At 72.5% G+C, this 24,758-nt stretch carries 21 protein-coding genes; 15 read left to right on the top strand and 6 right to left on the bottom strand.

What is annotated here, in order from left to right:
* Window positions 1–4 precede the first annotated feature (4 nt).
* Genes trmB through ACWGQ1_RS06720 form a run of 4 tightly spaced genes read left to right on the top strand, consistent with a single transcriptional unit; the run spans window position 5 to window position 3,173 of the window.
* Window positions 5–730, top strand: coding sequence for a tRNA (guanosine(46)-N7)-methyltransferase TrmB (gene trmB, locus ACWGQ1_RS06735; RefSeq protein ID WP_136032587.1), 726 nt, complete (start codon window positions 5–7; stop codon window positions 728–730).
* Window positions 727–1,614 (top strand): CPBP family intramembrane glutamic endopeptidase, encoded by an 888-nt coding sequence (locus tag ACWGQ1_RS06730; protein WP_136035638.1) that lies wholly within the window; start codon window positions 727–729, stop codon window positions 1,612–1,614. The genes trmB and ACWGQ1_RS06730 overlap by 4 nt, the downstream gene beginning before the upstream one ends.
* Window positions 1,615–1,654: 40 nt before the next feature.
* Window positions 1,655–2,047: a DUF1304 family protein gene (locus tag ACWGQ1_RS06725; RefSeq protein WP_452312589.1), complete on the top strand. Its 393-nt coding sequence runs from the start codon at window positions 1,655–1,657 to the stop codon at window positions 2,045–2,047.
* Between the two features lie 49 nt (window positions 2,048–2,096).
* Entirely contained in the window at window positions 2,097–3,173 is a 1,077-nt protein-coding gene (locus ACWGQ1_RS06720; RefSeq protein WP_247638630.1) for a DNA polymerase IV, read from the top strand.
* Window positions 3,174–3,175: 2 nt separating this feature from the next.
* Here ACWGQ1_RS06720 and ACWGQ1_RS06715 read toward each other — a convergent pair whose 3' ends face one another.
* Window positions 3,176–3,577, bottom strand: a complete 402-nt coding sequence (locus tag ACWGQ1_RS06715) for a RidA family protein (RefSeq protein ID WP_136032581.1) — start codon at window positions 3,575–3,577, stop codon at window positions 3,176–3,178.
* 343 nt (window positions 3,578–3,920) lie between these two features.
* Between ACWGQ1_RS06715 and ACWGQ1_RS06710 the strand changes: the two genes are divergently transcribed.
* Both ACWGQ1_RS06710 and ACWGQ1_RS06705 read left to right on the top strand, forming a co-directional pair.
* On the top strand, window positions 3,921–5,585 hold the full coding sequence (locus ACWGQ1_RS06710) for a SulP family inorganic anion transporter (RefSeq protein WP_452312588.1): 1,665 nt from the start codon (window positions 3,921–3,923) through the stop codon (window positions 5,583–5,585).
* Between the two features lie 249 nt (window positions 5,586–5,834).
* The gene (locus ACWGQ1_RS06705) at window positions 5,835–8,369 is read left to right on the top strand and encodes a LuxR C-terminal-related transcriptional regulator (protein ID WP_452312587.1); all 2,535 of its coding nucleotides are present in this window, start codon (window positions 5,835–5,837) and stop codon (window positions 8,367–8,369) included.
* 71 nt (window positions 8,370–8,440) lie between these two features.
* On the opposite strand, the gene ACWGQ1_RS06700 is transcribed toward ACWGQ1_RS06705, so the two are convergent.
* The 3 genes from ACWGQ1_RS06700 to ACWGQ1_RS06690 all read right to left on the bottom strand — a co-directional run bounded on the left by ACWGQ1_RS06700 (window position 8,441) and on the right by ACWGQ1_RS06690 (window position 12,034).
* Window positions 8,441–9,112: a GAP family protein gene (locus ACWGQ1_RS06700; RefSeq protein WP_136032577.1), complete on the bottom strand. Its 672-nt coding sequence runs from the start codon at window positions 9,110–9,112 to the stop codon at window positions 8,441–8,443.
* Window positions 9,113–9,116: 4 nt separating this feature from the next.
* Window positions 9,117–10,787 (bottom strand): solute carrier family 23 protein, encoded by a 1,671-nt coding sequence (locus tag ACWGQ1_RS06695; RefSeq protein WP_452312586.1) that lies wholly within the window; start codon window positions 10,785–10,787, stop codon window positions 9,117–9,119.
* A gap of 80 nt (window positions 10,788–10,867) precedes the next feature.
* Window positions 10,868–12,034: an AI-2E family transporter gene (locus tag ACWGQ1_RS06690; protein WP_452312585.1), complete on the bottom strand. Its 1,167-nt coding sequence runs from the start codon at window positions 12,032–12,034 to the stop codon at window positions 10,868–10,870.
* Window positions 12,035–12,145: 111 nt separating this feature from the next.
* On the opposite strand from ACWGQ1_RS06690, the gene ACWGQ1_RS06685 reads away from it, so the two are divergent.
* Window positions 12,146–14,671 (top strand): LuxR C-terminal-related transcriptional regulator, encoded by a 2,526-nt coding sequence (locus ACWGQ1_RS06685; protein ID WP_452312584.1) that lies wholly within the window; start codon window positions 12,146–12,148, stop codon window positions 14,669–14,671.
* Between the two features lie 39 nt (window positions 14,672–14,710).
* Here ACWGQ1_RS06685 and ACWGQ1_RS06680 read toward each other — a convergent pair whose 3' ends face one another.
* Window positions 14,711–15,097, bottom strand: coding sequence for an SHOCT domain-containing protein (locus ACWGQ1_RS06680; protein ID WP_136032573.1), 387 nt, complete (start codon window positions 15,095–15,097; stop codon window positions 14,711–14,713).
* Window positions 15,098–15,289: 192 nt separating this feature from the next.
* On the opposite strand from ACWGQ1_RS06680, the gene ACWGQ1_RS06675 reads away from it, so the two are divergent.
* From ACWGQ1_RS06675 to ACWGQ1_RS06655, 5 genes are all read left to right on the top strand, one after another.
* Window positions 15,290–15,724 carry a DUF6325 family protein gene (locus ACWGQ1_RS06675; RefSeq protein WP_136032571.1) on the top strand — a complete coding sequence of 145 codons (435 nt, stop codon included), beginning with the start codon at window positions 15,290–15,292 and terminating at the stop codon, window positions 15,722–15,724.
* A gap of 1 nt (window position 15,725) precedes the next feature.
* Window positions 15,726–16,070 (top strand): SHOCT domain-containing protein, encoded by a 345-nt coding sequence (locus ACWGQ1_RS06670; protein WP_136032569.1) that lies wholly within the window; start codon window positions 15,726–15,728, stop codon window positions 16,068–16,070.
* A 36-nt stretch (window positions 16,071–16,106) separates the two neighbouring features.
* Window positions 16,107–17,408 (top strand): hypothetical protein, encoded by a 1,302-nt coding sequence (locus tag ACWGQ1_RS06665; protein WP_452312583.1) that lies wholly within the window; start codon window positions 16,107–16,109, stop codon window positions 17,406–17,408.
* 14 nt (window positions 17,409–17,422) lie between these two features.
* The gene (locus ACWGQ1_RS06660) at window positions 17,423–19,756 is read left to right on the top strand and encodes a sulfatase-like hydrolase/transferase (RefSeq protein ID WP_452312582.1); all 2,334 of its coding nucleotides are present in this window, start codon (window positions 17,423–17,425) and stop codon (window positions 19,754–19,756) included.
* A 67-nt stretch (window positions 19,757–19,823) separates the two neighbouring features.
* Window positions 19,824–20,708: an SUMF1/EgtB/PvdO family nonheme iron enzyme gene (locus ACWGQ1_RS06655; RefSeq protein WP_452312597.1), complete on the top strand. Its 885-nt coding sequence runs from the start codon at window positions 19,824–19,826 to the stop codon at window positions 20,706–20,708.
* Window positions 20,709–20,754: 46 nt separating this feature from the next.
* Here ACWGQ1_RS06655 and ACWGQ1_RS06650 read toward each other — a convergent pair whose 3' ends face one another.
* Window positions 20,755–21,687: an HAD family hydrolase gene (locus ACWGQ1_RS06650; RefSeq protein WP_247981535.1), complete on the bottom strand. Its 933-nt coding sequence runs from the start codon at window positions 21,685–21,687 to the stop codon at window positions 20,755–20,757.
* 167 nt (window positions 21,688–21,854) lie between these two features.
* On the opposite strand from ACWGQ1_RS06650, the gene ACWGQ1_RS06645 reads away from it, so the two are divergent.
* The 3 genes from ACWGQ1_RS06645 to ACWGQ1_RS06635 are packed head-to-tail and all read left to right on the top strand — an operon-like array spanning window position 21,855 to window position 24,612.
* Complete coding sequence (locus ACWGQ1_RS06645; RefSeq protein ID WP_452312581.1) at window positions 21,855–22,064, top strand: cation transporter; 210 nt, start codon at window positions 21,855–21,857, stop codon at window positions 22,062–22,064.
* A complete protein-coding gene (locus ACWGQ1_RS06640) occupies window positions 22,061–24,328 on the top strand; it encodes a heavy metal translocating P-type ATPase (RefSeq protein ID WP_452312580.1) in 2,268 nt (755 codons plus the stop codon). Before ACWGQ1_RS06645 ends, ACWGQ1_RS06640 begins: the two co-directional genes overlap by 4 nt.
* A gap of 23 nt (window positions 24,329–24,351) precedes the next feature.
* On the top strand, window positions 24,352–24,612 hold the full coding sequence (locus ACWGQ1_RS06635; RefSeq protein ID WP_136032554.1) for a YHS domain-containing protein: 261 nt from the start codon (window positions 24,352–24,354) through the stop codon (window positions 24,610–24,612).
* Window positions 24,613–24,758 lie beyond the last annotated feature (146 nt).

Here is a 24,758-nt window from a genome sequence, read left to right as displayed (position 1 = left end):
AACCATGCCCGAACCCCGCACTTTCCGCGACGAACCGGTGTCTTTCGTGCGCCGCAGCGGCCGGATGTCCGACGCGCAGGAGCGCGCCTTCGCCGAGCTCGGCCCGCAGTACCTGCTGGACGTGCCGCGCGACGTGGCCTGGACCTCGGTGCACCCGGAAGCACGGCTCGACCCCGCGGCCGAGTACGGCAGGCACGCCGACCTGTACGTCGAGATCGGCTCGGGCCAGGGCCACGCGATCGTCGCCGCCGCGACCTCCCGCCCGGACGACGACTTCCTGGCGGTCGAGGTGTTCCGGGCCGGACTCGCGCGCACCATGCTCGATGCCGACCGGGAGGGCGCGCGCAATCTCCGCGTGGTCGAGGCCAACGCACCGGAGGTGCTGTCGTCGTACCTGCCCGAGGGTGCCGCGCGCGAGGTGTGGATCTTCTTCCCCGACCCCTGGCACAAGAAGCGGCACACCAAGCGCCGCCTCGTCCGTGCGGGCTTCGGCGCGACCGCGGCCAGGGCGCTGCGCGACGGCGGTCTGCTGCGGCTCGCGACCGACTGGGAGGACTATGCGCTCCAGATGCGCGAGGTGCTCGACGAGGATCCGCTCTTCGAGCGCGCGTTCGACGGTGAGTGGGCGGAGCGCTTCGACGGGCGCGTGATGACGGCCTTCGAGCGGAAGGGCATCGCGAAGGGACGCGACATCCGCGACCTCGTGTACCGTCGGCGGGCGCGCGCGTGACCCTGCCCGCGACGGCCACCTCCCTCCGTGCGGGCGGCGTGGTGGCGGCCGCGCTCGTGTGCGCCGCGGCTCCGGCGTTCTTCGTGCTGGAACTGCCCTGGCTCGGGTGGCTGCTGCTCGCGGTCGGCCTCGCGGCGGCGTGGCTCGGTGAGCGGTCGGCGAACACCCGCCGGGCGTCCGTCGCCGCGACGGCCGCGTCGCCCGAGCCGGAGGACGGACGGCGGCGAGCGTCGCTCACGCGCGACCTGTCGCTCATCGCGGTCGGCATGCTGATCGTGAGCGTCATCCCGCTCGCCGCGGAGCTGGACAACCTCGCGATGCTGCGGTTCACCCTCGCGCTGGGCGGCGCGGTCGCCGTGCCGTACCTGATCTCCCGCTTCGTGTACCGCGACCGGGCGATCTCGTTCCCGTGGCGCACGGGGCGGCGCTGGGGGCGGCTCCAGTGGGGCTGGCTGGTGGCGGTGCTCGTGCTCGGCTGGCTGATCCTGCCGTACTACTTCATCAGCAGCGGCGTGTATCAGAACTGGCCGGTGGTCGACACGCCCGACCTCATCGCCCGCCTGTTCGTCGGCGTCGGCGCGGTCGGCATCTGGGACGAGCTGTTCTTCATCTGCACCGTCTTCGCCCTGCTGCGGCGGCACTTCCCGGACGCCCTGGCGAACGTGCTCCAGTCGATCGTGTTCGTGTCGTTCCTGTGGGAGCTCGGCTATCGCGAGTGGGGGCCGCTGCTGACCATCCCGTTCGCGCTGCTGCAGGGCTTCATCTTCCTCCGCACGCACTCTCTCGCCTACGTGGTGACCGTCCACCTGCTGTTCGACGCCGTCGTGTTCGCGGTCCTCGTGCACGCTCACAACCCCGGGCTGCTTCCGGTCTTCCTCGTGTGAGCGGCTTGCCCCGCAGCGCCTCGCGACGGGACAATCGGGTGTGCTCATCGTCGGACTCGTCCTCGCCGCGGCCGCTGCGGCCTTCCACGTCTTCATCTTCGCGCTCGAATCCCTGCGCTGGACCGAGCCGGAGACCCGCAAGATCTTCGGCGTCGCGAGCGAGGCCGACGCCGTGACCATGAAGCAGCTCGCGTTCAACCAGGGCTTCTACAACCTGTTCCTGGCGCTCACGACGCTGCTGGGCATCGGGCTCGTGATCGTCGGCGCCGTCACGGTGGGCGTGACGCTCGTGCTGGCCGGCACGGGAATGATGCTCGCCGCGGCCCTCGTCCTGGTGCTCTCCGATCGCTCGAAGGCACGCGCCGCGGCGATGCAGGGAACCCCGCCGCTGCTCGCCGTGCTCGCGACCGCGGTCGGGCTCGCCCTGGGCTGAGCCCGGCGCGAGGGGTGACTTTCCCGCGCGCAGCCGCCACACTCGGTGCATGGCCGAGTGGGTGCTGCACGTGGACATGGACCAGTTCATCGCCGCCGTCGAGGTGCTGCGCCGCCCCGAGCTCGCCGGTCGACCCGTGATCGTCGGAGGGCGCGGCGACCCCACCGAGCGCGCCGTCGTCTCCACCGCCTCGTACGAGGCGAGGGCCTACGGGATCGGCTCGGGCATGCCGTTGAAGATCGCCGCGCGCAAGGCGCCGGAGGACGCGGTGTTCCTGCCCGTCGACCACGAGGAGTACGAGCGGGCGTCGGACGCGGTGATGTCGGCGCTGCGGGAGCTGCCGGGCGTGGTGGTGGAGGTGCTCGGCTGGGACGAGTGCTTCCTCGGTGTCTCTACCGACGACCCGGAAGGGGTCGCGCGGGCGGCGCAGGCGGCGGTGCGGGAGGCGACCGCACTGCACTGCTCGGTCGGCATCGGGGACAACAAGGTGCGCGCCAAGATCGCGACCGAGTTCGGAAAGCCGCGGGGGCTGTTCCGCCTCACGTCCGACAACTGGTTCGAGGTGATGGGCGAGCGCGGGACGAGAGAGCTGTGGGGGATCGGCCCCAAGGTGCAGAAGCGTCTGGCTGGGCACGGCATCACGACCGTGCGCGAGCTGGCCGACGCGGACGAGCAGGAGCTGATCGCCGAATTCGGGCCGCGGATGGGCGTGTGGTACCACGGCCTCGGCTCCGGGCTCGGGCCCACCGCGGTCGACGACACCCCCTGGGTCGCCCGCAGCCACAGCCGGGAGACCACCTACCAGCAGAACCTCACGACGCCCGAGCAGGTGGAGGCGGCGCTCCGGGAGCTCGCCGGACAGGCCTTCGACGACTGCGCGAAGGAGGGGCGGGCCGTCGTGCGTGTGCACCTCAAGGTGCGCTACGCCCCGTTCGACACCAAGACCTTCGGCCACAAGCTGCCCGCCCCCGCCACCCGCCGCGACGAGGTGGTGGCGGAGGCCCTGCGGCTCGGCGCCACCCTCGACCCCGCACGCGAGGTGCGGCTGCTCGGCGTGCGGGCGGAGATGACGCCGCCGGACACCCCGGACACGGTGGAGCGTACCCCCGTGCGCGGCCGCCTCTGACCTCAGTCGCGGATGACCGCGGCGACCGCGCTCACCTCGATCAGGGCGCCGGGGACGCCGAGCCCTGCCACGAGGGCGGCGGTCACGAGCGGCGGCGCCCCCTCGCGCGCCAGCGTGGGCGCCACGGCACCGTACGCGGCACGGAGATCGGCATCCTGATGGATCAGGATCGTCCAGCTGAGGACGTCGTCGAGCGACGCGCCCGCCGACTCGAGCGCCACCCGCGCGTTCTGCACCGCGCGCACGGACTGGTCCCCGACGTCGGTCGAGACGACGGCACCGGACTCGTCGACGCCGTTCTGGCCCCCGACGTAGATGGTCGTCGCCCCGGGAGGCACGACCGCGACATGGCTGAAGGCCGGGCTGGCCACGAGGCCGGCCGGCTGCGTGAGTGTGATCTGCATGCGCGCATCCTCCTCCCTGCCACCGACATCGGCATTCAGACCCGGGTCCGCTGCCACGTCGGTCGACCGTGGAGCGTGCGGATGGTCCACGGACCGTGAGGGCGCGCGGCGGGGTTCGCGCCCCCACGACCGTGCCCTTCGAGAGGGCCCCAGACGATCGCGAGATCGAGCACGTCGGTGCCGTCGGACTTCGGCGGCACGGTGGGACGATACTCGCGGTGGGAGCGCTGCCGCACCGGGTGGCGCGCGAGTTCACCCGGGTGATCGGCGGGGCGGCCCGGCCGGAAGCGCGCGGCGCGTCGGTCCACCGCAGTACGCTTCCCTCACGGTGGAGGGAGAACGGATGGGCGCGAGGCGCAGGCCGCCCTGGCTGCTCAGCACTCTCGACGGGTATCGACGCGGATGGGTGACGGGCGACGTCGTCGCCGGTCTCGCCGCGGGAGCCGTGGTCGTGCCGCAGGCGATGGCCTATGCGACGATCGCCAACCTCCCCGTGCAGGTGGGCCTCTACACGTGCATCGTGCCGATGCTGGTGTACGCGGTGCTGGGCGGCAGTCGCGCCATGAGCGTGTCGACCACGTCGACCATCGCCACGCTGACCGCCACGACCCTGGTCTCGGCCGGGGTCGCCGCGGGGTCGGACGACGCCCTCGGCTCGCTCATGATGCTCACGCTCCTCGTGGGCGCGATCCTGCTGCTGGCGCGGCTGTGCCGCCTCGGGAGCCTGGTGGAGAACATCAGCGGGGCGACCGTGCTGGGGCTCAAGATCGGGGTCGGTGCGACCGTGGCCGTCGGGCAGCTGCCGAAACTCCTGGGAGAGACGTTCGACTTCTCCGGACACGGCTTCCTGCGGTCGCTCGTCGCCGTGGGCGAGGCGGCGGCGAGTGTGAACCCGGCGACCGTGCTGCTGTCGGCCGGATCGATCGCGGTGCTGCTACTGTGCCGCCGCTTCCTCCCCCGGGTCCCCGGCGCCCTGGTAGTCGTGCTCGGCGGCATCCTCCTGGTGGGCCTGGGCCACATCGACCGGCTCGGCGTCGATCTGATCGAACCGGTCCCCAGCGGCCTTCCCGTGCCCGGGGTGCCCGACTTCGCACAGGCTCCCGTCCTCGTTCCCGGTGCCCTCGCGATCGCCGTGATGGCGTTCCTCGAGTCGGCGGCGGTCGCCCGCAGCCTGCGACGGCCCGCCGAGCCTCCGATCGACAGCGACCAGGAGCTGCTCGCCACGGGCGCGGCCAACACGGTCGGCTCGTTCTTCGCCGCGATGCCGGCCGCCGGGGGCTTCTCCCAGAGCGCGGTGAACCAGGGCGCCGGGGCGCGCACCCAACTCGCGACGCTCGTCACCGTGGTCCTCGCGGTGCTCGTGGCGCTGTTCCTCGGCCCGGTCCTGAGCCTGCTGCCGGAGGCCACCCTCGCCGCGCTGGTGTTCATCGCGGTCGTCGGACTGGTCGACGTGCCGCAGCTCGTGCGCTGGTTCCGGATCAGCCGCACGGACTTCTGGATCGCGACCGCGGTCGCGGTGATCGGACTGACGGCCGGGCTGCTCCCGGCCGTCGCGATCGGGGTGGTCGTGACGCTGATCCTGGTGCTGCGCGAGCTGAACGTGCCGCGGGTGCGCGTGACGACGCGCGTGGGCCCCGTGGTCGCGATCGAGCTGGAGCGGGGACTGTACACCGCGAACGCCCTCGCGAACGAACGGCTCGTGCTCGACACCGTCGCGGGTCTGCAGCCCCCGGTCACCGCGGTGGTGCTCGGGCTGCAGCAGCAGACGGCGGTGTCCATCACCGTGCTCGACGCGCTGGAGGAACTGGATCGCGAGCTTGCGCAGCGGGGGGTGACGATGCACGTCGCGGCCCTGCCTGACGGGGCGGCGGAGGTCGCCGGGCGGGTGCCCTGGTTCGCGGGACTGGAACGGCAGGGACGGGTGCACGCGACCGTCGACATCGGGGTGGGCACCGCCGGCGGCGTGCAGGGCGACGTGCACCCGGACGACGCCCGCGACGACCGCTGACCCGCGCAAGGGAGAGGCCGCGGCGGGCCGACACGGCGCGGCGCTGATCTGGCGGGGCCGCGGTCCCTCATCGCGGGCGTCGGCGGGTCGGGGCGTCGGCCCCGCCGTGAGCAGGGGCATGCCCTTGCGGAACCGCTCTCATCGGGGAATATACTGCCGCCGAGGGGGAGAGCCGCTTCAGGATCGGGGGGACCGATGACGGAAGATGCTCGACACGGAGGTCGGACGACCAGTCCCATCCCCACATCGATGAAGGGCGAGGTACGGAGGGACCGACTGCTGACCCGGCTCAGCGCCGCGATGGAGGAGCCGTGGTCGCTCACGCTCGTGGGCGCGCCGGCCGGCGCCGGCAAGACGCGGCTGCTCGCGCAGTGGTCGCGTGAGCTGCGCGAGCACGCCGACGTCGAGGTCGTGTGGGTCGCGATGGAGCGCGGCGACGGCGTCGACACGCTGATCGCGGGTCTCGAACGGATCCCCGATCCCGCACTGCAGCGCGGCTTCGCCCGCGTGCCCCGCGGTCACGGGGCGGCCACCATGCGCGGACTCGCCAGGGCGCTGGACGCGGCCCGCAGACGGATCGTGATCATCGTCGACGACGTGCACCACCTTCAGGACGACGAGTCCGCCCACCTGATGTCGGTGTTCGTGCAGACGGTCCCTGGTGACGTGCACGTCGTGCTGTCCGGTCGCGGCACGCGCATGATCCCGCTGGCCCGTCGTCGGCTCAGCGGCATCGCCCTCGAACTCGACGGTGCTGCCCTGGCGTTCCGTCCCGACGAGATCCAGGCGTTCTTCGCGCTCCGCGACCTGCACCTGAACCCGAGCGAGATCGCCGCGCTGCTGACCCGCACCGCGGGGTGGGCCGCGGCGCTGCAGCTCATGATGCTCAACGCCCCCGGCGGGGGCCCGGTCGGGGCCTACCCGCTCCGGGGAGACGACCCCGACGTGGTCGACTACTTCGTGGAGGAGGTCTTCGGAGACCTCAGTGACGAGCTGCGCGGCTTCCTGGAGACGACGGCCGTCCCCGAGTCGTTCACGACCGCACTCGCGACCGTCCTCTGCGGCAGCGCACGCGCGGGCGCTCTGATCGAGCGGTTGCTGCGGCTCAACGTGCTCGCCGGCCCCGACGGCGCGGACCCCCCGCGGTACCACTACCACCCGCTGCTGCGCGCTTTCCTGCTCGGGCGCCTGCGCGCCAGGGGCAGCAGCGAGCCCGCCCGGCTCGAGGGCATCGCGTCGGCGTGGTTCGACGGGCAGGGGGAGGCCCTTCCCGCACTGGTCCACGCCGTGCGCAGCGGAGAGGAGTTCTGCGTCTCGGCGATCCTCCGTCGCAGCGGCATGCAGCTCGTGCTCGACGGCCACCCCGACGAGGTCGTCGCGGCGACCGGGGAGCTGACCGCGCAGCGTCGCGCGGAGCCGGGGGTGCGGATGCTGATCGCGGCGGCTGAGCTCACCCGCGGGAACGCGTCCGCGGCGGTCGCGGCGCTGTCGTCGACGCCGGAGACGGACGAGTCGGACGTGCACCGGGCGTGGAGGCGGGGGCTCGCGCTGCACACGGCACTGCGCCGAGGGGGGATCGAGGACGCGCTCGCCGCGGTGGGCTCGGAGCTCCGCACGCCGACGGGCGAGGAGCGGATCGACGCCTACGCGACGCTGCAGCTCGCGATGGCCCAGCTCTTCACCGGTCGGCTGGAGCAGTCCGAGGTGTCGGCCAGACGGGCGGCCGACCTGGCGCGGGCGATCGGTGCCGTATCGGCGGAGCTGCAGGCGGAGACCGCGCTCCTCACGGCAGCCCTGTTCCGCGGGCGGCTGCGCGAGGTGATGGATGCGAGTGCGGCCCTGGACGAGCGGTGGCATGAGCTCGGCGCACCGGACAACGCGTTCGTCGAGGTCGCCCGGGTGTGGCGATCGTGGGTGCCTTACGAGGCCATGAACCTGCTCGACGCGAGTCCGGCGCTGCTGCCGTCGGCGCGGGTCCTCGACGCGGGAGGGGAGACCGCGATCGCGCGGGGGCTGCACGGGTTGCAGGCACTGCTCGCCGCGGACGCGGTCGACGACGCCCACGCCGCGGCCATGGCGCTGTTCGACTTCCTCGCGCCGCGGGAGGACCTCCCGTTGCCGGTGCACTGGTACGCCATGATGGCGCCGTTCGTGGTGCACGCGTTCCACCGTCTGAACGAGCCCACGATCCGCGACCGCTTCATCGACGAGGTGGAGGCGGCGCTCGGCGAGACCGGGGACGTGCTGGTCCTCCGTGCGCTCGCCGCGATGCACGACCGACGGCCCGGTGTCGCGCGCGGAGCCCTCGTCCCGGTGCTGGAGGGGGCCGCACGCTGCCTGCTGCCGGCGTCGATGATCGACGCCTGGCTGGTGGAGTCGCACCTCGACGTGGAGGACGCCGAGCCGGATCGGGCGCAGTTCGCCCTCGCCACCGCGCTGGCGCTCGCCGAGCCGGAGGACCACGTCCGCCGGGTCGCGGAGGCCGGGACGGTCGTGACGCAGCTGCTGGCGGCACGAGCGACCCCCGGTTCGCGCACCCGGTTCGCCGACCGCGTGCGCGAGCGGTTCACCGCCGCCGGCGTCCTGGCGGAGGAGGAGCTGACGCACCGCGAGCGCATCGTGCTGGCCGCCCTGTGCCGCAACGCCACGCTGCGGGAGATCGCCGCGCAGGAGTACATCTCCCCGAACACGGTCAAGACGCACGTGCGCAACATCTACCGCAAGCTCGGCGTGTCCGACCGCGAGGGGGTGACGGCGGCCGCCCACGCGCTCGGCATCGGGTGATCCCCGACTCGTCGCGAGGTGGTCACAGCGGTCCCGCGTCGTTCCCGTTCCCGCGCGCCGGCTGCGGCGACTCAGAACGCGGCGATGCCCTTGCCGATCATCGACACGCCGATGACGAGGAGGAGCACGGCCATGATGACCGCGTTCTCCTGGGCGAGCCAGGCGCGCAGAGCGTCGAGCGGGCCCCGCAGCCGCTCGGCCGCGACCAGGTACCCCACCACCGGTACGAGGACCGTCGACGCGGCGATCAGCGTGAACACGCCGATCACCACGACCAGGGCCCCGCCGTCCAGGCCGGCCGCGCCGATGTCCACCCCCGCTCCCGCCGCCATCAGCAGGTTCTTCGGGTTCACGGCGGAGAGCAGGAATCCGAGCCCGAGTGCCATCGGGAACCGCATCGTGTCGATCGCCTTCATCCACGCCGGCATGCTGGCCGTGCGACCGGCGCCGGGGCGACGGCGCCACTGTCCCACCGCGAGCAGCAGCAGGCCGACGCCGAGCAGCAGCTGCACGGTGCCGCGGATGGGTCGCGAGGCGTCGGGGTCCTGCTCGGGGAGCACGGCGGACAGCAGCGTGAACACGCTCACGGCGACCACGATGCCCGCGATCCAGCCCAGGAGGAAGCCCACGCTCGTGACGCGCGCCTTGGGCGACAGCAGCATCAGGATCGCCGCGATGATGGGGATCGGGCTGATCGCGATGCCGAGCGCGAGGGGGAGGACACTTCCGATGGCGGCTCCCATGGGTCTACCTCTCGTCGGGCGCCGGCTCGGGGACCGACGCGGTGAGGGCGGCGATCGCCGCGCGGTTGGTGGCGTGCAGCGGCTCGCCGTCGAGCAGGTCCAGCTCGGACAGCCGCCGCCAGGTGTTCGCGCGGACGCGGCTGAACGACAGCGAGATCGAGCGGTCGGCGAGCCAGCGTTTGAGAGCGGCGAACGACTCGGCGCCCGTGACGTCGACGTCGGTCACGGCCTCCATGTCGACGACGAGGTGCTGCACCGCGCCGTCGCCCGCGGCCCGGATCGCCTCCTTCACCGCGGACGTGAACACCGTGCCGTTGGCGAAGAAGAGCGGCGCGGCCAGGCGCACCACGATGATGCCCGGTGCCGTCGTCGTTCCGGACGGCGCGTCCTCCAGCAGCGACTCCGCCGGATCGCCCGAGGCCTCCAGCACGTCGATCGCGGGGGAGGCCGCGCGCTTGGCGAGGTTGATGAGGGCCAGCACGAACGCGACGAGGATCCCGGGGATCGAGCCGATCAGGAGCGTGACGAGGAAGCAGACCGCGCCGATCAGGAACTCGAACCGGTCCTTGCGCCACAGGTCGATGAACTCCCGCACGCCCAGCAGCGGGATGATCGCGACGCCCACGATCGCCCCGATCGCCGGTGAGGGGATGTCCTCCAGCAGCGCCGTCCCGAACAGCAGCAGCAGCAGGGTGCCGACGGCGAGCACGACCGAGGGCAGCTGCGTGCGCGAGCCCGCCTGGTCCATCGCGGCCGTGCGCGACGTGGACGAGCCGACCGCGAAGCTGCCCTGCGCGCCGGCTGCGACGTTCGCGACCCCGAACGCGAGCAGGTCGCGGTTGGCTCGGAACGGGTACCCGTGCTTCTCCGCGTACGACCGCGACACCAGCAGGCCCTCGGCCGTGGTGACCAGGGTGAGCGCGATCGCGGACGGCACGAGCGCCAGCCACGTGCCCCAGTCCAGCACGGGCCACGTCAGCGCGGGGGGACCGGCGGGGACGGCGCCCAGCACGTCGACCCCGCGGTCGTCGAGTCCAGCCAGCAGCACGAGCACGGTCGTCAGGATCAGGACGACGAGTGCCCACGGGACCGCGCGCAGGAAGGCCTTCCCGATCAGGAGGACCGCGACCGAGCCGGCGGCGATCAGCAGGGACCAGCCGTTGAGCGTGGGCAGTCCGCCGATCAGCGCAACTGTCTTCTCGGGGAACTCGGCACCGGAGTCGATCTTCACTCCCAGCATCTTGGCGATCTGGCTCACCATGATGTCCAGCGCGAGGCCGCCCACGAAGCCGACCAGGATCGGCTTCGACAGGAAGTCGGCGAGGAAGCCGAGCCGGAACACCGCCAGGAGCACGAACATCAGCCCGGACAGCACGGCCTGCGCGAGTGCGAGCGTGGCGTAGTCGGCGCTCCCGGCCACGGCCAGCCCGCCGACGGACGAGGCGACGAGCGCGGCCGCCGCCGCGTCGGGAGAGGCGACGAGCTGCCGCGACGACACGACCAGCGCGTACAGCACGGTGGGGACGATCAGCGCGTAAAGCCCGGCGGTCGCGGGCAGCCCGGCGATCTGGGCGTATCCGATGTTCAACGGGATGGCGATCGCGAGCAGGGTGACGCCCGCCGTCACCTCCGTGAGGGCGTTGCGCGCCGTCAGACCGGCGAGCGGTCGTTGCATCCCCGCCTCCTCTCGCCGCGGCACCGAGCGCCGCGCGTCCACCCTTCCACCGCGGCGCGTGCCCTCGCCAGCGGGATCGGTCAAGCTCCCCCTGGTGATTTCCGGTCGGGCTCTGCGGCGGGGTCGGGCTCTGCGGCGGGGTCGGGCTCCGGTCGTGCGGGAACGGTCGGGGGCGGAGCGGCCGTGCGGTCGCCGGACAGCCAGCGCAGCCAGGTGCTGCCGGGGTCGACCTCCAGCACCAGGGTGCGTACGACCAGCGTGAGCGGCACGGCGAGGATCGCCCCGAGCGGACCGATCACGAACGTCCAGAACACCACCGAGAAGAAGCTCAGCGTCAGGCTCAGGTCGACCGCGTCGCTCACGAACTTCGGCTGCACGAGAACCTGCAGCACGACGTTGACGACGCAGTACACCGCGACGACGGCGAGAAGGAGGGGCCAGCCGCCCACCACGAGCGCCAGCACCGCGGGCGGGATGAGGCCGAGCACGAACCCGATGTTCGGCACGAAGTTCGTCACGAACGCGAGGATCGCCCAGACGAGCGGCGCTGGCACGCCCATCCACCACAGGGCGAGCCCGTCGATCACGGCGACGATCGCGCCGAAGATCGCGTTGACGACGAAGTAGCGGCGCACGCCGCGGTTCAGTCGGGTGATGCGCTCGATCGACGCCCGACGCGTCGTCCCGAACACCTCGCCCGCCCGCTGGTATCGGGCCGCGTCGACCGCGAGGAACACGATGTACGCGCACACGAAGAACAGTGCGGTCGCGACGCCGACCACGGTGCCGCCCACCCGGCTCGCGGCGGCCAGGAGCGTCTCGGGGTCGAGGACGGAGGCCGCGGTGTCGGTCGCGGCGTCCTCGAGCCCGAGCGACTGCAGCAGTGCGACCAGGTCGTCGGCCGTGCGACGGAGGCTGCCGTCCGTCGCGAGGTCGCCGATCAGCCCGGCGAACTGGATCCCGGCGAGCCACAGCAGGGTGCCCATCGCCACGAGGATCGCGATCGACACGACGATCACGGCGGTGGATCCCGTCCACGCCGGCCAGCCGCGCCGCCCGAAGGGACGGCGCACGGGATCGCACACCACGACGATGACGACGGCGAGGGCGAGGGGGCTGAACACGTCCCGCGCGACGGAGAGGCCCGCGAGCGCGACGGCACCGGCGGCGAGGGCCAGCAGGACGCGCAGTGAGGGGGACAGGGAGCCGTCGATGACGCGTTCGGGGGAGGTGGGGGAGGTGGTCACGCGGTCAGCGTAGCCCCGCGCGGGGGCGTGCGCCGTGGCCCGTCCTTCTCATCCGGGTGAGAATCCTCGCGGTCCGCATGCGGTCGCGCGGCCGTCACTAGGGTGACTGCCATGTCGTCCCCCCTGCGTCAGACGAGTCCAGGGCCGACCATGCGGTTCCGGCCGCCGGGCCCGCAGCCCGGCGTGCTGCGACGCGACCGGGTGACCGAGGCACTGCACGCGGCGGTCGCCGGCGCGCCGGTCACCGTCGTGAGTGCTCCCTCCGGTTTCGGCAAGACCACGGCCGTGGCACAGTGGGCGACGAGCGTGGACCGGGTGGCGTGGCTCGCGCTGAGCCCGTTCGACGTCGACCCCGCGCGGCTGACCCGCGGCGTCGTCGAGGCGCTGCGGGCGACCAGCGGCGACGCCTCCGAGCGCGACCTGCCCGCCCTCACGAACCCGGAGCGTGCGTACGAGGAGATCTGCCGGGTCTTCGGCGACCGCGACGCGCGGGTGCACCTGGTGGTGGACGACGCGCACCGGGCGGGGGAGCGGTGGCGCCACGGCCTTCTCGGCATGCTCGCGGAGCAGCCGCCGGACGGTCTGCGGCTGGTGCTGGTGGGGACGACGCTGCTCGAGCTGACCCTGAGCCGCCAGCGCGTGACCGCCCCGGAGGGGTTCCTCGGGGCCGACCTTCTGAGCTTCACGCGCGAGGAGGTGGCGCGGCTCGCTCCCGCCGCGCGAGAGGGCCTCGGCGCGGACGCGATCGTGGAGGAGACGGGCGGGTGGCCGATCGCCGTCCGGCTCATGATGATCGGTGGTGCCCGCCCGGAGCGGAGCGCCCCGAGCGCGTCGAGCTTCCTCGGCGAGTACGTGCGCGAGCACGTGCTGGGTGCCCTGCCGCCGGAGGTCGCCCGTTTCGTGCTCGACGCCACCGTCTGCGCCGAGCTCACGCCCGAGCTCGCCGCGCAGGTGACGCAGCGCGAGGACGCCGCGGAGCTGCTGGAGGCATGCGTGCGACTGGGGCTGTTCCTCGACCGGTTCGACGGACCGCACGGCCCGGTCTATCGCTGGCACCGCACGTTCGCCCGCCGCTGTGGTGAGATCGCGGCGGCCGATCGCGACCGGCTCGCCGACGTGCACCGTCGAGCGGCCGCGACACTGGCCGAGTCCGATCCGGTCGCCGCGATCGGGCACGCCCTGCGGGGCGGTGAGCCCGACGTCGCGCGCACCATCCTGGATCGACACTGGCTCGGGCTCGTCGTGGGCGGGAGCGCCGCCGAGGTCGAGCACGCGGTGACGGAGCTACGGCGGCACGACCCCGACGACCCCGATCTCCTCCTCGTGCAGGCGTGCGCGTGCGATGCGCTCGGCGAGCGCCACGTGGCACGCGAGCTGTTCCAGCGGGCGCACGCGCTGCGGGACCGCGACGGGGTGCCGACGTCGACGGTCCTGCCGGTCGCGCGGCTGCTGCTCGCGGACGACAGCGCCGACGTGGTGGAGGCCAGCGCGCAGGTGCACGCGCTGCTGCACGACGCCACGGCGGTGGAGGTCGCAGACCGCACCGCGCTCGACTACCTGCTGGGCTGGAGCGAGATCCGTCATCGCGGCGACCCCGCACTGCCGGTCGAGTACTTCGCCGCCGCGGCGCGGGAGGCCGAGCGCTCGGCCGACCCCGAGCGCGTGCGTTGGTCGCTCGCCCAACTCGCGTTCGGACAGGTCTGGGCCGGTCGCGTGGTCGACGCTCGCGACACGCTCGCCCGCATCGCGCCGCACGTCTCCGACGAACGGCATCGGGGAGGGACCGAGGCTGCCGCGGCCGGGTTCGTCGCCTACTGGTCGGGCGACAGCGCGGACGCGACGGAGTCGTTCTCCGCGGTCCTCGACGGCGGAGAAGCCGATCGGGTGGTCGCCGGGCTGTCGAGGATGATGATCGCCTACGCGGCGGCCGAGACCGGCGACGTGGCCGCGTGCCGTCGCGCGGCGATCGCGGTGCAGGAGATCCCGCTGGAGGTGATCCGCGGGTTCAGCTGGGCGGCGCTGCGGGAATCGGCCGTGGCGCTGCTCGACGAGGCCGTAGGCAGTGGCGAGCGCGCCCGCCGGATCGCGGCACGCTCGGTGCAGCGTCCCGACCTTCCGCTGGTGAACGTCGCGCTCGCCGGCGTGCTTCGTCGCGCGGAGGAGTACCCCGCGGCGCTGGAGTCGCTGCGCTCGCTGCGGGGGTACGCCGAGGTGTCGTACGTCAAGGCGTCGACGCTGATCACGGCCGCCGTGATGCGGCGGCTCGCGGGGCGGCACGAGGAGGCGCACGAGCTGTGCGAGGCGGCCGTCGCTGTCGCGTCCGGCGAGGGGATCCGCGTGCTGTTCGGGCCGCGCGAGGTGGCCGTGCGGCGGCTGCTGCACGAGCACGTGCACTTCGGCACGCAGTTCGAGGACTTCATCGGCCGCTGCCTCGCGATGGACGCGGCGGGCTCGCTCGCGGATCGGCTGTCCGAGCGGGAGCGCGAGGTGTTCCAGCAGTTGCAGACCGCACGGACGCTGCCCGAGATCGCACGGGAGCTGTCGGTGTCCGTCAACACGGTCAAGACGCATCAGCGGGCGATCTACCGCAAGCTCGGGGTGTCGTCGCGCCGGGAGGCCGTGCGCTCGACGGTGTGAACGGGGGCGCCGCGTTCGACGGCCCCCGTCCACCCGGGGTCAGGCGAGGGCGCGCGCCTTGATCGCGGCGAACTCGGCGTCGGTGATGGTGCCGGCCGCGAGCAGTTTCGAGGCCTTCTCGATCTCGTCGGTCGCGCTGGTCCCTGCGACGCTGCGGATGTACGTATCGGCGGCGTCCTGCTGCTGTCGGTAGGAGGCGGCCGCACGTTCGGCCATTCCCCGCCCGCGCGCGATCAGGTAGATGAGCGCGGTGAGGAAGGGCACGAAGATCAGGAAGATGATCCACACGGCCTTCCACCAGCCGTTCAGCGCGTGGTCGCGGAACAGGTCGGCGACGATGTTGAACAGCACCATGAGGTAGGAGACGAATACGAACACCCAGAAGAACCACCAGATGATGTCCCAGAAGCTTTCCCAGAACGACACGTCGGACCCCTTTCGTCGATGAGCAGGTGAGGTGATCGTGGCAGCGACCACGGTGCCGGGCGTGGCGGTGGTCACCCGATCCGGGCGAGTCGCCGTCGTCGCAGCTCACCCAGCCCGGGTGATCCCCTCGTGAGGGCCACGCGACGATGGTGCGAGCATGACGCCGTTGATCCGCGCGAGGAAGGCGGTGCCATGAACGATTTCCGGTTCGGCCCGGTCGAGCTCTATCTGGTGGGGTTCGAGGGCGATCGACCCGACCCCGGCACCTTCCGTGCTCTCGCCGACGTCGCCGAGAGCGGCGTCGTCCGGATCCTGGACATCGTGCTCGTCGGCAAGACGACCGACGGGGACATCGAGATCCTGGAGCTGGAGGACGACGCCGAGCAGCTCGGGCTCGCCGGGTTCGCCCCCATTGTCTCCGGTCTCGCGGGGGAGGAAGACGTGGAGCTGTTGGCCGGCGAGCTCGATCCGGGTCGTTCGGCGGCGGTCGTGGTCCTGGAACTCGCGTTCGCCCGCGTGCTCGCGCACGACCTCGCGGCCGCGGGTGGACGGGTGCTGCGCACGGAGCGCGTCCCCGCACCCGTGGTGAATGCGCTCATCGACATCCTCGACCAGGAGGGGGACTGACATGCCTCTGCGGAGATTCGGACGGCCGGGACTGCTGGGCCTCGCCGCGCGCACGGCCGTGGTCGCTGGTACGGCGACGGCCGTCACCGGGGCGGCGCAGCGGCACCAGGCCCGCCGGGCGCAGGAGGAGTACGAGCAGCAGCAGTACGAGGCCGCGCAGCAGCAGGCGCAGGTCGAGGCGACCGTGCGCGACGCCACGGCCCCCGCCACGCCACCCGCGCCACCGACGGCTCCCGCCGGCGACGACCTGATCGCGAAGTTGCAGCAGCTCGCGGCGATGCAGCAGGCCGGCGTGCTGTCGGCGGAGGAGTTCGCGGCGGCGAAGCAGCGGCTGCTCGGCACCTAGCCGCCGGTGCACCACGACGACGATCGAGGAGGACCGATGGGCGAGCTCGACGAGCTGCGGGCGCGGGTCGAGCTGCTCGAGCGCGAGAACGAGGCCCTGCGCACGCCGCGCCGTCGGCCCGCCGCGCGCAGCATCCTCGCCGGGGTCGTGCTCGCGGTGGCGGTGCTGCTCGCGCCCGTCGCCGTGCTCGGAACCTGGGCCCGCCTCCAGCTCGTGGACGCGGACCGCTTCGTCGCCACGTTCGGGCCGCTCGCAGACGACCCCGACGTGCAGGACTTCGTCGCCGACCAGGTGAGCGCCGCGATCGACGAGCAGGTCGACCTCGACGCCGTCGTCGGCGAGCTGTTCGACGGGCTGCGCTCGCTCGACCTGCCGCCCCGCGCCGAGTCCGCGCTCACGCTCCTCCAGGCTCCGGCGGCGTCGGGGCTGTCGTCCCTGATCGACGGCGTGGTGCACGACGTCGTGTCGTCCGCGCAGTTCGCCGACATCTGGGCGCAGTCGCTGCGGGTCGCGCACGAGCGTGCGGTCGCCGTGCTGCAGGACGAGCCGGGGACCGCGCTGCAGCTGGCCGACGACGGGGTGCTGTCGCTCGACCTCGGTGTGGTGATCGAGCGCGTGAAAGATGCACTGGCGGAGCGCGGTGTCGGCGTGGCAGACCTGATCCCGGTGATCGACCGCTCCATCCCGATCGCCCAGGCCGATGCCCTCGTGCTCGTCCGGGCGCTGTACCAGGTCGCGGTCGCGGCGGGTTTCTGGTTGCCGTGGGTGTTGGCGGGGCTCGTGGTGCTGGGGGTGCTGCTGGCCCGCGACCGACCACGGGCGCTGCTGTGGACGAGTGTCGCGCTCGCCGCGGCCTTCCTGTTGCTGGCTGCCGGCCTGGGCATCGGCCGCTCGTTCTTCCTGGGCGCGGTGAGCCCGTCGATCATGACCGCTGCGGCGGCGGCGTCGCTGTTCGATGAGGTGACGGCGCTGCTGTCCTCGACGGTCGCGGCGCTCGCCCTGTCGGCGGTGCTGGTCGCGCTGTGGGCCTGGGTCGCCGGGTCGTCCCGCGCCGCGGTGCGCACGCGGACGGCCGTGGAGAGCGGTGTCGCCGCGCTCCGGGGCGCCGCGGAGCGTCACGGTGTCTCCACGGGGCGGCTCGGTGTGGCGGTCGACCGGTACCGCGGGCCGATCCTGGTCGCGGGGCTCGTCGTCGCGCTCCTTCTGCTGATCGTCCTGCGGCCGGTGTCGTTCGGTGCCGTGGTGGGCGTCGCGGCGGGCGTACTGGTGCTCGTCGTCCTCGTGGCGCTGCTGCGACGCCCGCCCCTCGCGCCGGCGGTACCGGAGGAACACCCATGAGAGAAGGAGTGGACATGTCGGACTTCAACGCGGACTTCACCGGAGAGATCCGGCTCGACGTGCGGGACTCGACGCCGGACTGGTCGCCGTACGAGCTGCGGACCGCTCCGGACGGCGCGCCGAACGTGCTGGTGGTGCTGTACGACGACACGGGCCTCGCGTCCTGGTCGCCGTACGGCGGACGCATCAGCATGCCGACCATGGACCGGCTCGCGCAGAACGGACTCACCTACACGCAGTGGCACACCACGGCGCTGTGCTCGCCGACGCGGTCGACCATGCTCACCGGCCGCAACCATCACGTCAACCGCGCCGGGGTGATCATGGAGGGCACCACGGGGTTCCCGGGCTTCGCGGGACGGCTGCCCGCCGAGTGCGCGACGATCGGGCAGGTGCTGCAGGACAACGGCTACTCCACGTTCTGGGTCGGCAAGAACCACAACGTGCCGGAGGAGGACATCGCCCCGGGTGGCAACCGCTCGATGTGGCCGCTGCAGCTCGGCTTCGACCGGTTCTACGGCTTCCTCGGCGGCGAGACGAACAACTGGTACCCGGATCTCGTCGAGGACAACCATTTCATCGACGCCCCCGCGACGCCGGAGGAGGGGTACCACCTGTCGAAGGACCTCGCCGACCAGGCGCTCACGATGATCCGCAACCAGCAGGCGTCGAACCCGTCGAAGCCCTGGTACCTCTGGTTCTGTCCCGGTGCGAACCACGCCCCGCATCACGCGCCGCAGGAGTACATCGACAAGTACAGGGGGATGTTCGACGACGGCTACGACGCGTACCGGGAGTGGGTGCTCGCGCGCATGATCGACAGGGGCGTGCTGCCCGAGGGCACCGCGCTCACCCCGTTCAACCCGATGCCGGACGACGTCGCGAACCCGGCCGATCACGTGCGGCCGTGGTCGGAGCTGAACGACGACGAACGGCGCCTGTTCTCCCGCATGGCCGAGGTGTTCGCCGGGTTCAGCGAGTACACCGATGCGCAGGTCGGCCGCATCATCGACTATCTGGAGGAGACAGGACAGCTCGACAACACCCTCGTGTTCTACTGCGCCGACAACGGCGCATCGGGGGAGGGCTCGCCCGACGGCTCGGTCAACGAGAACAAGTTCTTCAACGGCTTCCCCGACGACCTCGCCGAGAACCTGGCGATGATCGACCACCTCGGCTCCGCGGACACCTACAACCACTATCCGACCGGGTGGGCCGCGGCGTTCTCGACGCCCTTCCCGATGTTCAAGCGCTACTCCCAGTACTCGGGCGGCACGTGCGACCCGATGGTGATCCACTGGCCGAAGGGCATCGCGGCGAAGGGAGAGCTGCGCCACCAGTACCACCACTCGGTCGACATCGTGGCGACCGTGCTCGACGTGATCGGCGTCGAGATGCCGGAGACCTACCGCGGGGTGACGCAGCGTCCGCTCGACGGCGTCTCGATGAGGTACAGCTTCGACGCGGCCCCCGACGGCCCGAGCGAGAAGCACGTCCAGTACTACGCGATGCTCGGCACGCGCGGCATCTGGAAGGACGGGTGGAAGGCCGCCGCCGTGCACGCACCGCTCACGGGCACGGGGCACTTCGAGGACGACGCGTGGGAGCTGTTCCACGTGGCCGAGGATCGCGCGGAGGCGCACGACCTCGCCGCCACGCATCCGGAGAAGCTCCGCGAGCTCATCGACGCGTGGTTCGCGGAGGCCGAGGCGAACTTCGCGCTGCCGCTGGACGACCGGTCCGCCAGGGAACTGCTGACCGTGCAGCGCCCGCAGGCCGAACGGCCCCGCGAGCGGTACGTGTACTACCCGGGCACGGCCGCGGTGCCCGAGAGCGTCGCGGTGAACGTGCGCGGCCGGTCGTTCAAGATCATCGCCGACGCGGTGCTCGAGGACGGGGCGCAGGGCGTGCTGTTCGCGCACGGCTCCCGGTTCGGCGGGCACTCGCTGTTCGTGAAGGACGGCCGGCTCACCTACGTGTACAACTTCCTGGGCATCCCGCCCGAGCAGACCTTCACGTCGGAGCCGCTCACGCCGGGCCCGCACACGCTCGGCGTGGAGTTCGTGCGGGAGGGGGCGGGTGAGCACGGGGAGTCCGTGGGCACCGCGACGCTGTACGTCGACGACCGGGCGGTGGCGTCCGGGCCGATGCGGGCGCAGGTGGGCAAGTTCACCCTGTGCGGGGACGGCCTCTGCGTCGGCTGGGACAGCGCCGACCCGGTGAGCCGCCAGTACGGCAGCGCGTTTCCGTTCACGGGCGGCAAGCTGCTGGGCGTGGGGATCGACGTGAGCGCCGAGCAGTACCTCGACCTGGAGCTGGAGGCGGCCGCGATGCTCTCCCGCGAGTAGCGGCCGCCGGAGTCGCCCGGCACGGCCCGGCCCCGCGGACGGCCCCTACGATGAAGGCATGGTGGCGATGATCGAGGTTCCCGGTGGCACGCTGCGCATGGGTTCCGACGAGTTCTACCCCGAGGAGGGCCCGGTTCACGAGCGCGAGGTGGCGTCGTTCCGTCTCGACGAGCACCCGGTGACCAACCGCGACTATGCGGCGTTCGTCGACGAGACCGGTTATGTGACGGTCGCCGAGCAGCCGATGGATCCGGCCGACTATCCCGGCGTGCACCCCGACGACCTCGTTCCCGGCGCCATGGTGTTCACACCGACGTCGGGCCCGGTCGATCTGCGCGACTGGCGGCAGTGGTGGCGGTGGGAGCCTGGTGCGTTCTGGCGGCGTCCGTTCGGGCCGGACTCGTCCATCGACGACCGTCTCGACCACCCGGTGGTGCACATCGCCTATCCGGACGCGGTCGCGTTCGCCGCGTGGGCGGGCAAGCGGCTGCCCACCGAGGCCGAGTGGGAGTGGGCGGCGCGCGGCGGACTGGTCGGCGCGCGCTTCGCCTGGGGCGACGAGACGAAGCCGGACGGCGTGCTGATGGCCGACACCTGGCAGGGTGCCTTCCCCTACCGCAACGACGGGGCGGACGGCTGGGTGGGCACGGCGCCCGTGCGCAGCTTCGCCGCCAACGGCTACGGCCTGTTCGACATGATCGGCAACGTGTGGGAGTGGACGGCGGACTACTGGACCCACCGGCACGTGCCGCCCGGCACGGTCGCGGTGGATCCCGGTCGCCGGGCGAGCCTGCTGTCGGCCGAGCCGGGTTCGCCCATCCCGCGGCGCGTGCTCAAGGGCGGCTCGCACCTGTGCGCCCCCGAGTACTGCCTGCGGTATCGCCCGGCCGCGCGGTCGGCACAGGCGGAGGACACCGCCATGACCCACATCGGCTTCCGCTGCGCCCTCTGAGCGCCGGGGGCTGAGCGCCGGGGGCTGAGCGCCGGGGGCTGAGCGGTCAGGAGGGTGCGGGGAACACGCTGGCCCAGTCGTCGCGCACGCTCACGACCGTGTACCCGCGCTCGCGTGCGGCGGCCAGGGCCTTGTCGGCGCCCGCGTCGTACGGGGCGTCGTCGCGGTCGTGGTCGTCGTGGTGGATCAGCAGCGCGAGACCCCGGCGGGGGCCGCGCCGTGCGTGGTCGAGCATCGGCATGTCGCCGTTGGAGTTGCCCGCGGCGAGGAGAGGGCGTCGGCCGATGCGGCTCCAGATGCGCACCGGCTTCTCGGGTCCGTCGTCGAAGAACGCGAGCGCGGGGGAGTAGCGCACCGATCCGGTCGCCTCGTCGTACGTGAGCCCCAGCGCCGAACCCACGACGCGTTCGGGCGGGATGCCGTAGATGGACTGCGTCAGGGGGCGCAGGAAGTCGCGCTCGCCGCCCGAGACGATGTAGCACGTGAAGCCGTGCCGTTCGAGGTAGCGCAGCAGTTCGACCATCGGCTGGTACACGAGCTCGGTGTAGGGGCGGTGGAGCACGGGGTGGCGCGCGGTGCGGAAGAACGCCGACACGGCGGCGGCGTACTGCTCGACGTCGAGTCCGTCGGTGAGGCCGACGAGGGCGGCGATGATGGTGCCGAGGTCGGAGTCGTCCCCGGCGTAGTGCTTCTCGACGGCCGCGCCGAGCCACGCCAGGTCGCCCGTGACGGCCGCGCGGTAGGGCTGCGTGTCGGCCAGGGAGGGATCCGCCAGGGCCACCTCCCGCCAACGCTCCACCACGTAGTGGAGCTGCGTGGGCATCGGCTTCTCGGTCCACAGCGTTCCGTCGTTGTCGAACACGGCGACGCGCTCCTCCGCGGGCACCGCATCCGGTCCGGTCGCCACGCCCGTCACGAACGCCTCGATGGCGCGTCGGGTGGGGGTGTCCCTCCAGGAGGGGAGCGTCGCGTCGTCCATCTGTTCAGGGTGCCAGGCGGGCCGGGCGCCGGGGGCGGACGCTCACCCCGCCGGGGCGAGCGTGGTCCGAGCGGGGCCTTCGGCGGTGTCGGGAATACCCGTGATGGGTATAGGGTTGTCGCAGGGAGTACCCCAGGGGGGTATCCTGACAGCGGAGAGGAACGACGATGAACAAGAGCGAGTACCAGGTGACCGGGATGACGTGCGGGCACTGCGAGATGGCCGTCCGCGGCGAGGTTTCCCGCATTCCCGGGGTCGACGGCGTCGACGTCAGCGCGCAGACCGGACGCCTGGTGGTCCACAGCTCCGCCCCGGTCGACGACGCCGCGGTGCTGGCCGCCGTCGACGAGGCGGGCTACGAGGCGGTGCGGTCATGACCGATACGCGATCCGTGCCCGACGAGACCAGCGTCGAGCTGGAGATCGGGGGCATGACCTGCGCGTCGTGCGCGATGCGGATCGAGAAGAAGCTCAACCGCATCGACGGCGTGACCGCGAGCGTCAACTACGCGACCGAGAAGGCCACGGTCACCGCGCCGGCCGGCCTCGACACGGCGGTGCTCATCGCCGAGGTCGAGAAGACGGGCTACACCGCCGCTGTCCCCGCGCCTCCGGCACCGACCACCGAGGACGCGACGCCGAAGCAGGCGGACGACGGGCTGGCCGCACTGCGCCAGCGGCTGATCGTGTCGATCGTGCTCACCGTCCCGGTGATCGCGATGGCGATGATCCCGGCGCTCCAGTTCACGTACTGGCAGTGGCTGTCGCTCGCGCTCGCCGGACCGGTGATCGTGTGGGCGGCGTGGCCGTTCCACCGCGCCGCGTGGACCAACCTGCGCCACGGGGCGGCGACCATGGACACGCTCATCTCGATGGGCACGCTCGCGGCGCTGCTCTGGTCGCTCTACGCCCTCTTCTTCGGCACGGCCGGGATGCCGGGCATGACGCACCCGTTCGAGCTGACCGTGGCACCGAGCGACGGGGCGGGCAACATCTACCTGGAGGTGGGCGCCGGGGTGACGACCTTCATCCTCGCCGGACGCTACTTCGAGAAGCGCTCCAAGCGGCAGGCGGGGGCGGCGCTGCGCGCGCTGCTCGAGCTCGGCGCAAAGGAGGTCGCGGTGCTGCGCGGCGGCGTGGAGACCCGGATCCCCACGACCGAGCTGGCGGTGGGCGACGAGTTCGTCGTCCGTCCGGGGGAGAAGATCGCCACGGACGGCGTCGTCGTCTCGGGCACCTCCGCCATCGACGCCTCCCTGCTCACGGGCGAGTCCGTCCCGGTGGAGGTGCGCGAGGGCGACGCCGTGACCGGGGCGACCGTGAACGCGGGCGGGCGTCTCGTGGTGCGGGCGACCCGCGTCGGCTCCGACACGCAGCTGGCGCAGATGGCCCGGCTCGTGGAGCAGGCGCAGACCGGGAAGGCCGAGGTGCAGCGCCTCGCCGACCGGGTGTCCGGCATCTTCGTGCCGATCGTGATCGTGGTGGCGCTCGGCACGCTGGGCGTGTGGCTCGGCCTGGGGTTCCCGGCCGCCGCGGCCTTCACCGCCGCCGTCGCCGTGCTCATCATCGCCTGCCCGTGCGCGCTCGGACTCGCCACGCCCACCGCGCTGCTCGTCGGCACGGGTCGCGGCGCTCAGCTCGGCATCCTCATCAAGGGCCCCGAGATCCTGGAGTCCACGCGCCGGGTCGACACGGTCGTGCTCGACAAGACCGGCACCGTCACCACGGGGCGCATGACTCTCACGGCCGTGCACACCGCGGAGGGCGTGGAGCGCGCCGAGCTGCTGCGCCTCGCGGGAGCGCTGGAGGACGCCTCGGAGCACCCGATCGCCCAGGCCGTCGCCACCGCGGCGACGAGGGAGCTGGGCGCGCTGCCCGCGCCGGAGGACTTCACGAACATCGAGGGCCGCGGCGTGCAGGGCGTGGTCGACGGTCACGCCGTGATCGTGGGTCGAGCGTCCCTGCTCGCGGACTGGTCGCAGCATCTGCCGTCCGCGCTCGCCGAGGCGAAGGCGGAGGCGGAGCGCCAGGGCAAGACCGCGATCGCTGTCGGCTGGGACGGCGCGGCGCGTGGCGTGCTCGTGGTGGCCGATACGGTCAAGGCGACGAGCGCACAGGCCGTGGCCCAGCTCGTCGGGCTCGGGCTCACCCCCGTCCTGCTCACGGGCGACAACCGCGCGGTCGCGGAGCAGATCGCCGCGGAGGTCGGCATCGACGAGGTGATCGCCGAGGTGCTTCCGGCCGACAAGGTCGCGGTGGTGCGCCGGCTGCAGGACGAGGGCCGGGTGGTCGCGATGGTGGGCGACGGCGTGAACGACGCCGCGGCCCTCGCGCAGGCCGACCTGGGGCTCGCGATGGGAACAGGGACCGATGCGGCGATCGAGGCGAGCGACATCACCCTCGTGCGCGGCGACCTGCGCAGCGCGGCCGACGCGATCCGTCTCTCCCGACGCACGCTCGGCACCATCAAGGGCAACCTGTTCTGGGCGTTCGCCTACAACGTCGCGGCCATCCCGCTCGCGGCGCTCGGCCTGCTCAACCCCATGCTGGCCGGCGCGGCGATGGCGTTCTCCAGCGTCTTCGTGGTCGGCAACAGCCTCCGCCTGCGGTCGTTCCGCAGCACGGCGGTGGACGCCCAGTGACCCTGAGAAAGAGGAGTACCGACATGTCCGATTCCCCCGCAGGATCCTGCTGCAGCGTCCCGGCCGCCGGCGGTGTCGCCGCCGAGGGACGCCCCGACCTGCTGGCGTCGAACGCCGAGGGCATGACCACGTGCCCGGTGATGGCCGGCAGTCCCGTGGTCATCGCGCAGGCCGAGGCCGCCGGGCTGTTCCGCGACTACGAGGGCACCCGCTATCACTTCTGCTGCGCGGGCTGCGGTCCGGCGTTCGACGCCGACCCCGCGAAGTACATCGCGGCCGCCTGAGCGGCCGCACCGTGGGGGGGTGCCCCACGGAGGACCCCCCCAGCACCCCCCACATTGGAGGGAACACCACGAGCACCCCCCACCCCAACCCCCCCCCCCCCCACACCCCCCCCCCCCCCCCCGCGCCACGCCCGGGAGTCGCGCGG

It is taken from the genome of Microbacterium sp. NPDC055599, assembly GCF_053618975.1.
The sequence above is the reverse complement of the archived record's forward strand: the minus strand, read 5'-3'. Positions and strand labels throughout refer to the sequence as shown.

Coding starts and splice junctions, on each gene's coding strand:
- trmB (WP_136032587.1), top strand. CDS start 5: ATGCCCGAACCCCGCACTTTCCGCGACGAACCGGTGTCTTTCGTGCGC.
- ACWGQ1_RS06720 (WP_247638630.1), top strand. CDS start 2,097: ATGGCCGAGTGGGTGCTGCACGTGGACATGGACCAGTTCATCGCCGCC.
- ACWGQ1_RS06715 (WP_136032581.1), bottom strand. CDS start 3,577: ATGCAGATCACACTCACGCAGCCGGCCGGCCTCGTGGCCAGCCCGGCC.
- ACWGQ1_RS06710 (WP_452312588.1), top strand. CDS start 3,921: ATGGGCGCGAGGCGCAGGCCGCCCTGGCTGCTCAGCACTCTCGACGGG.
- ACWGQ1_RS06705 (WP_452312587.1), top strand. CDS start 5,835: ATGAAGGGCGAGGTACGGAGGGACCGACTGCTGACCCGGCTCAGCGCC.
- ACWGQ1_RS06700 (WP_136032577.1), bottom strand. CDS start 9,112: ATGGGAGCCGCCATCGGAAGTGTCCTCCCCCTCGCGCTCGGCATCGCG.
- ACWGQ1_RS06695 (WP_452312586.1), bottom strand. CDS start 10,787: ATGCAACGACCGCTCGCCGGTCTGACGGCGCGCAACGCCCTCACGGAG.
- ACWGQ1_RS06685 (WP_452312584.1), top strand. CDS start 12,146: ATGTCGTCCCCCCTGCGTCAGACGAGTCCAGGGCCGACCATGCGGTTC.
- ACWGQ1_RS06675 (WP_136032571.1), top strand. CDS start 15,290: ATGAACGATTTCCGGTTCGGCCCGGTCGAGCTCTATCTGGTGGGGTTC.
- ACWGQ1_RS06670 (WP_136032569.1), top strand. CDS start 15,726: ATGCCTCTGCGGAGATTCGGACGGCCGGGACTGCTGGGCCTCGCCGCG.
- ACWGQ1_RS06665 (WP_452312583.1), top strand. CDS start 16,107: ATGGGCGAGCTCGACGAGCTGCGGGCGCGGGTCGAGCTGCTCGAGCGC.
- ACWGQ1_RS06660 (WP_452312582.1), top strand. CDS start 17,423: ATGTCGGACTTCAACGCGGACTTCACCGGAGAGATCCGGCTCGACGTG.
- ACWGQ1_RS06655 (WP_452312597.1), top strand. CDS start 19,824: ATGATCGAGGTTCCCGGTGGCACGCTGCGCATGGGTTCCGACGAGTTC.
- ACWGQ1_RS06650 (WP_247981535.1), bottom strand. CDS start 21,687: ATGGACGACGCGACGCTCCCCTCCTGGAGGGACACCCCCACCCGACGC.
- ACWGQ1_RS06645 (WP_452312581.1), top strand. CDS start 21,855: ATGAACAAGAGCGAGTACCAGGTGACCGGGATGACGTGCGGGCACTGC.
- ACWGQ1_RS06640 (WP_452312580.1), top strand. CDS start 22,061: ATGACCGATACGCGATCCGTGCCCGACGAGACCAGCGTCGAGCTGGAG.
- ACWGQ1_RS06635 (WP_136032554.1), top strand. CDS start 24,352: ATGTCCGATTCCCCCGCAGGATCCTGCTGCAGCGTCCCGGCCGCCGGC.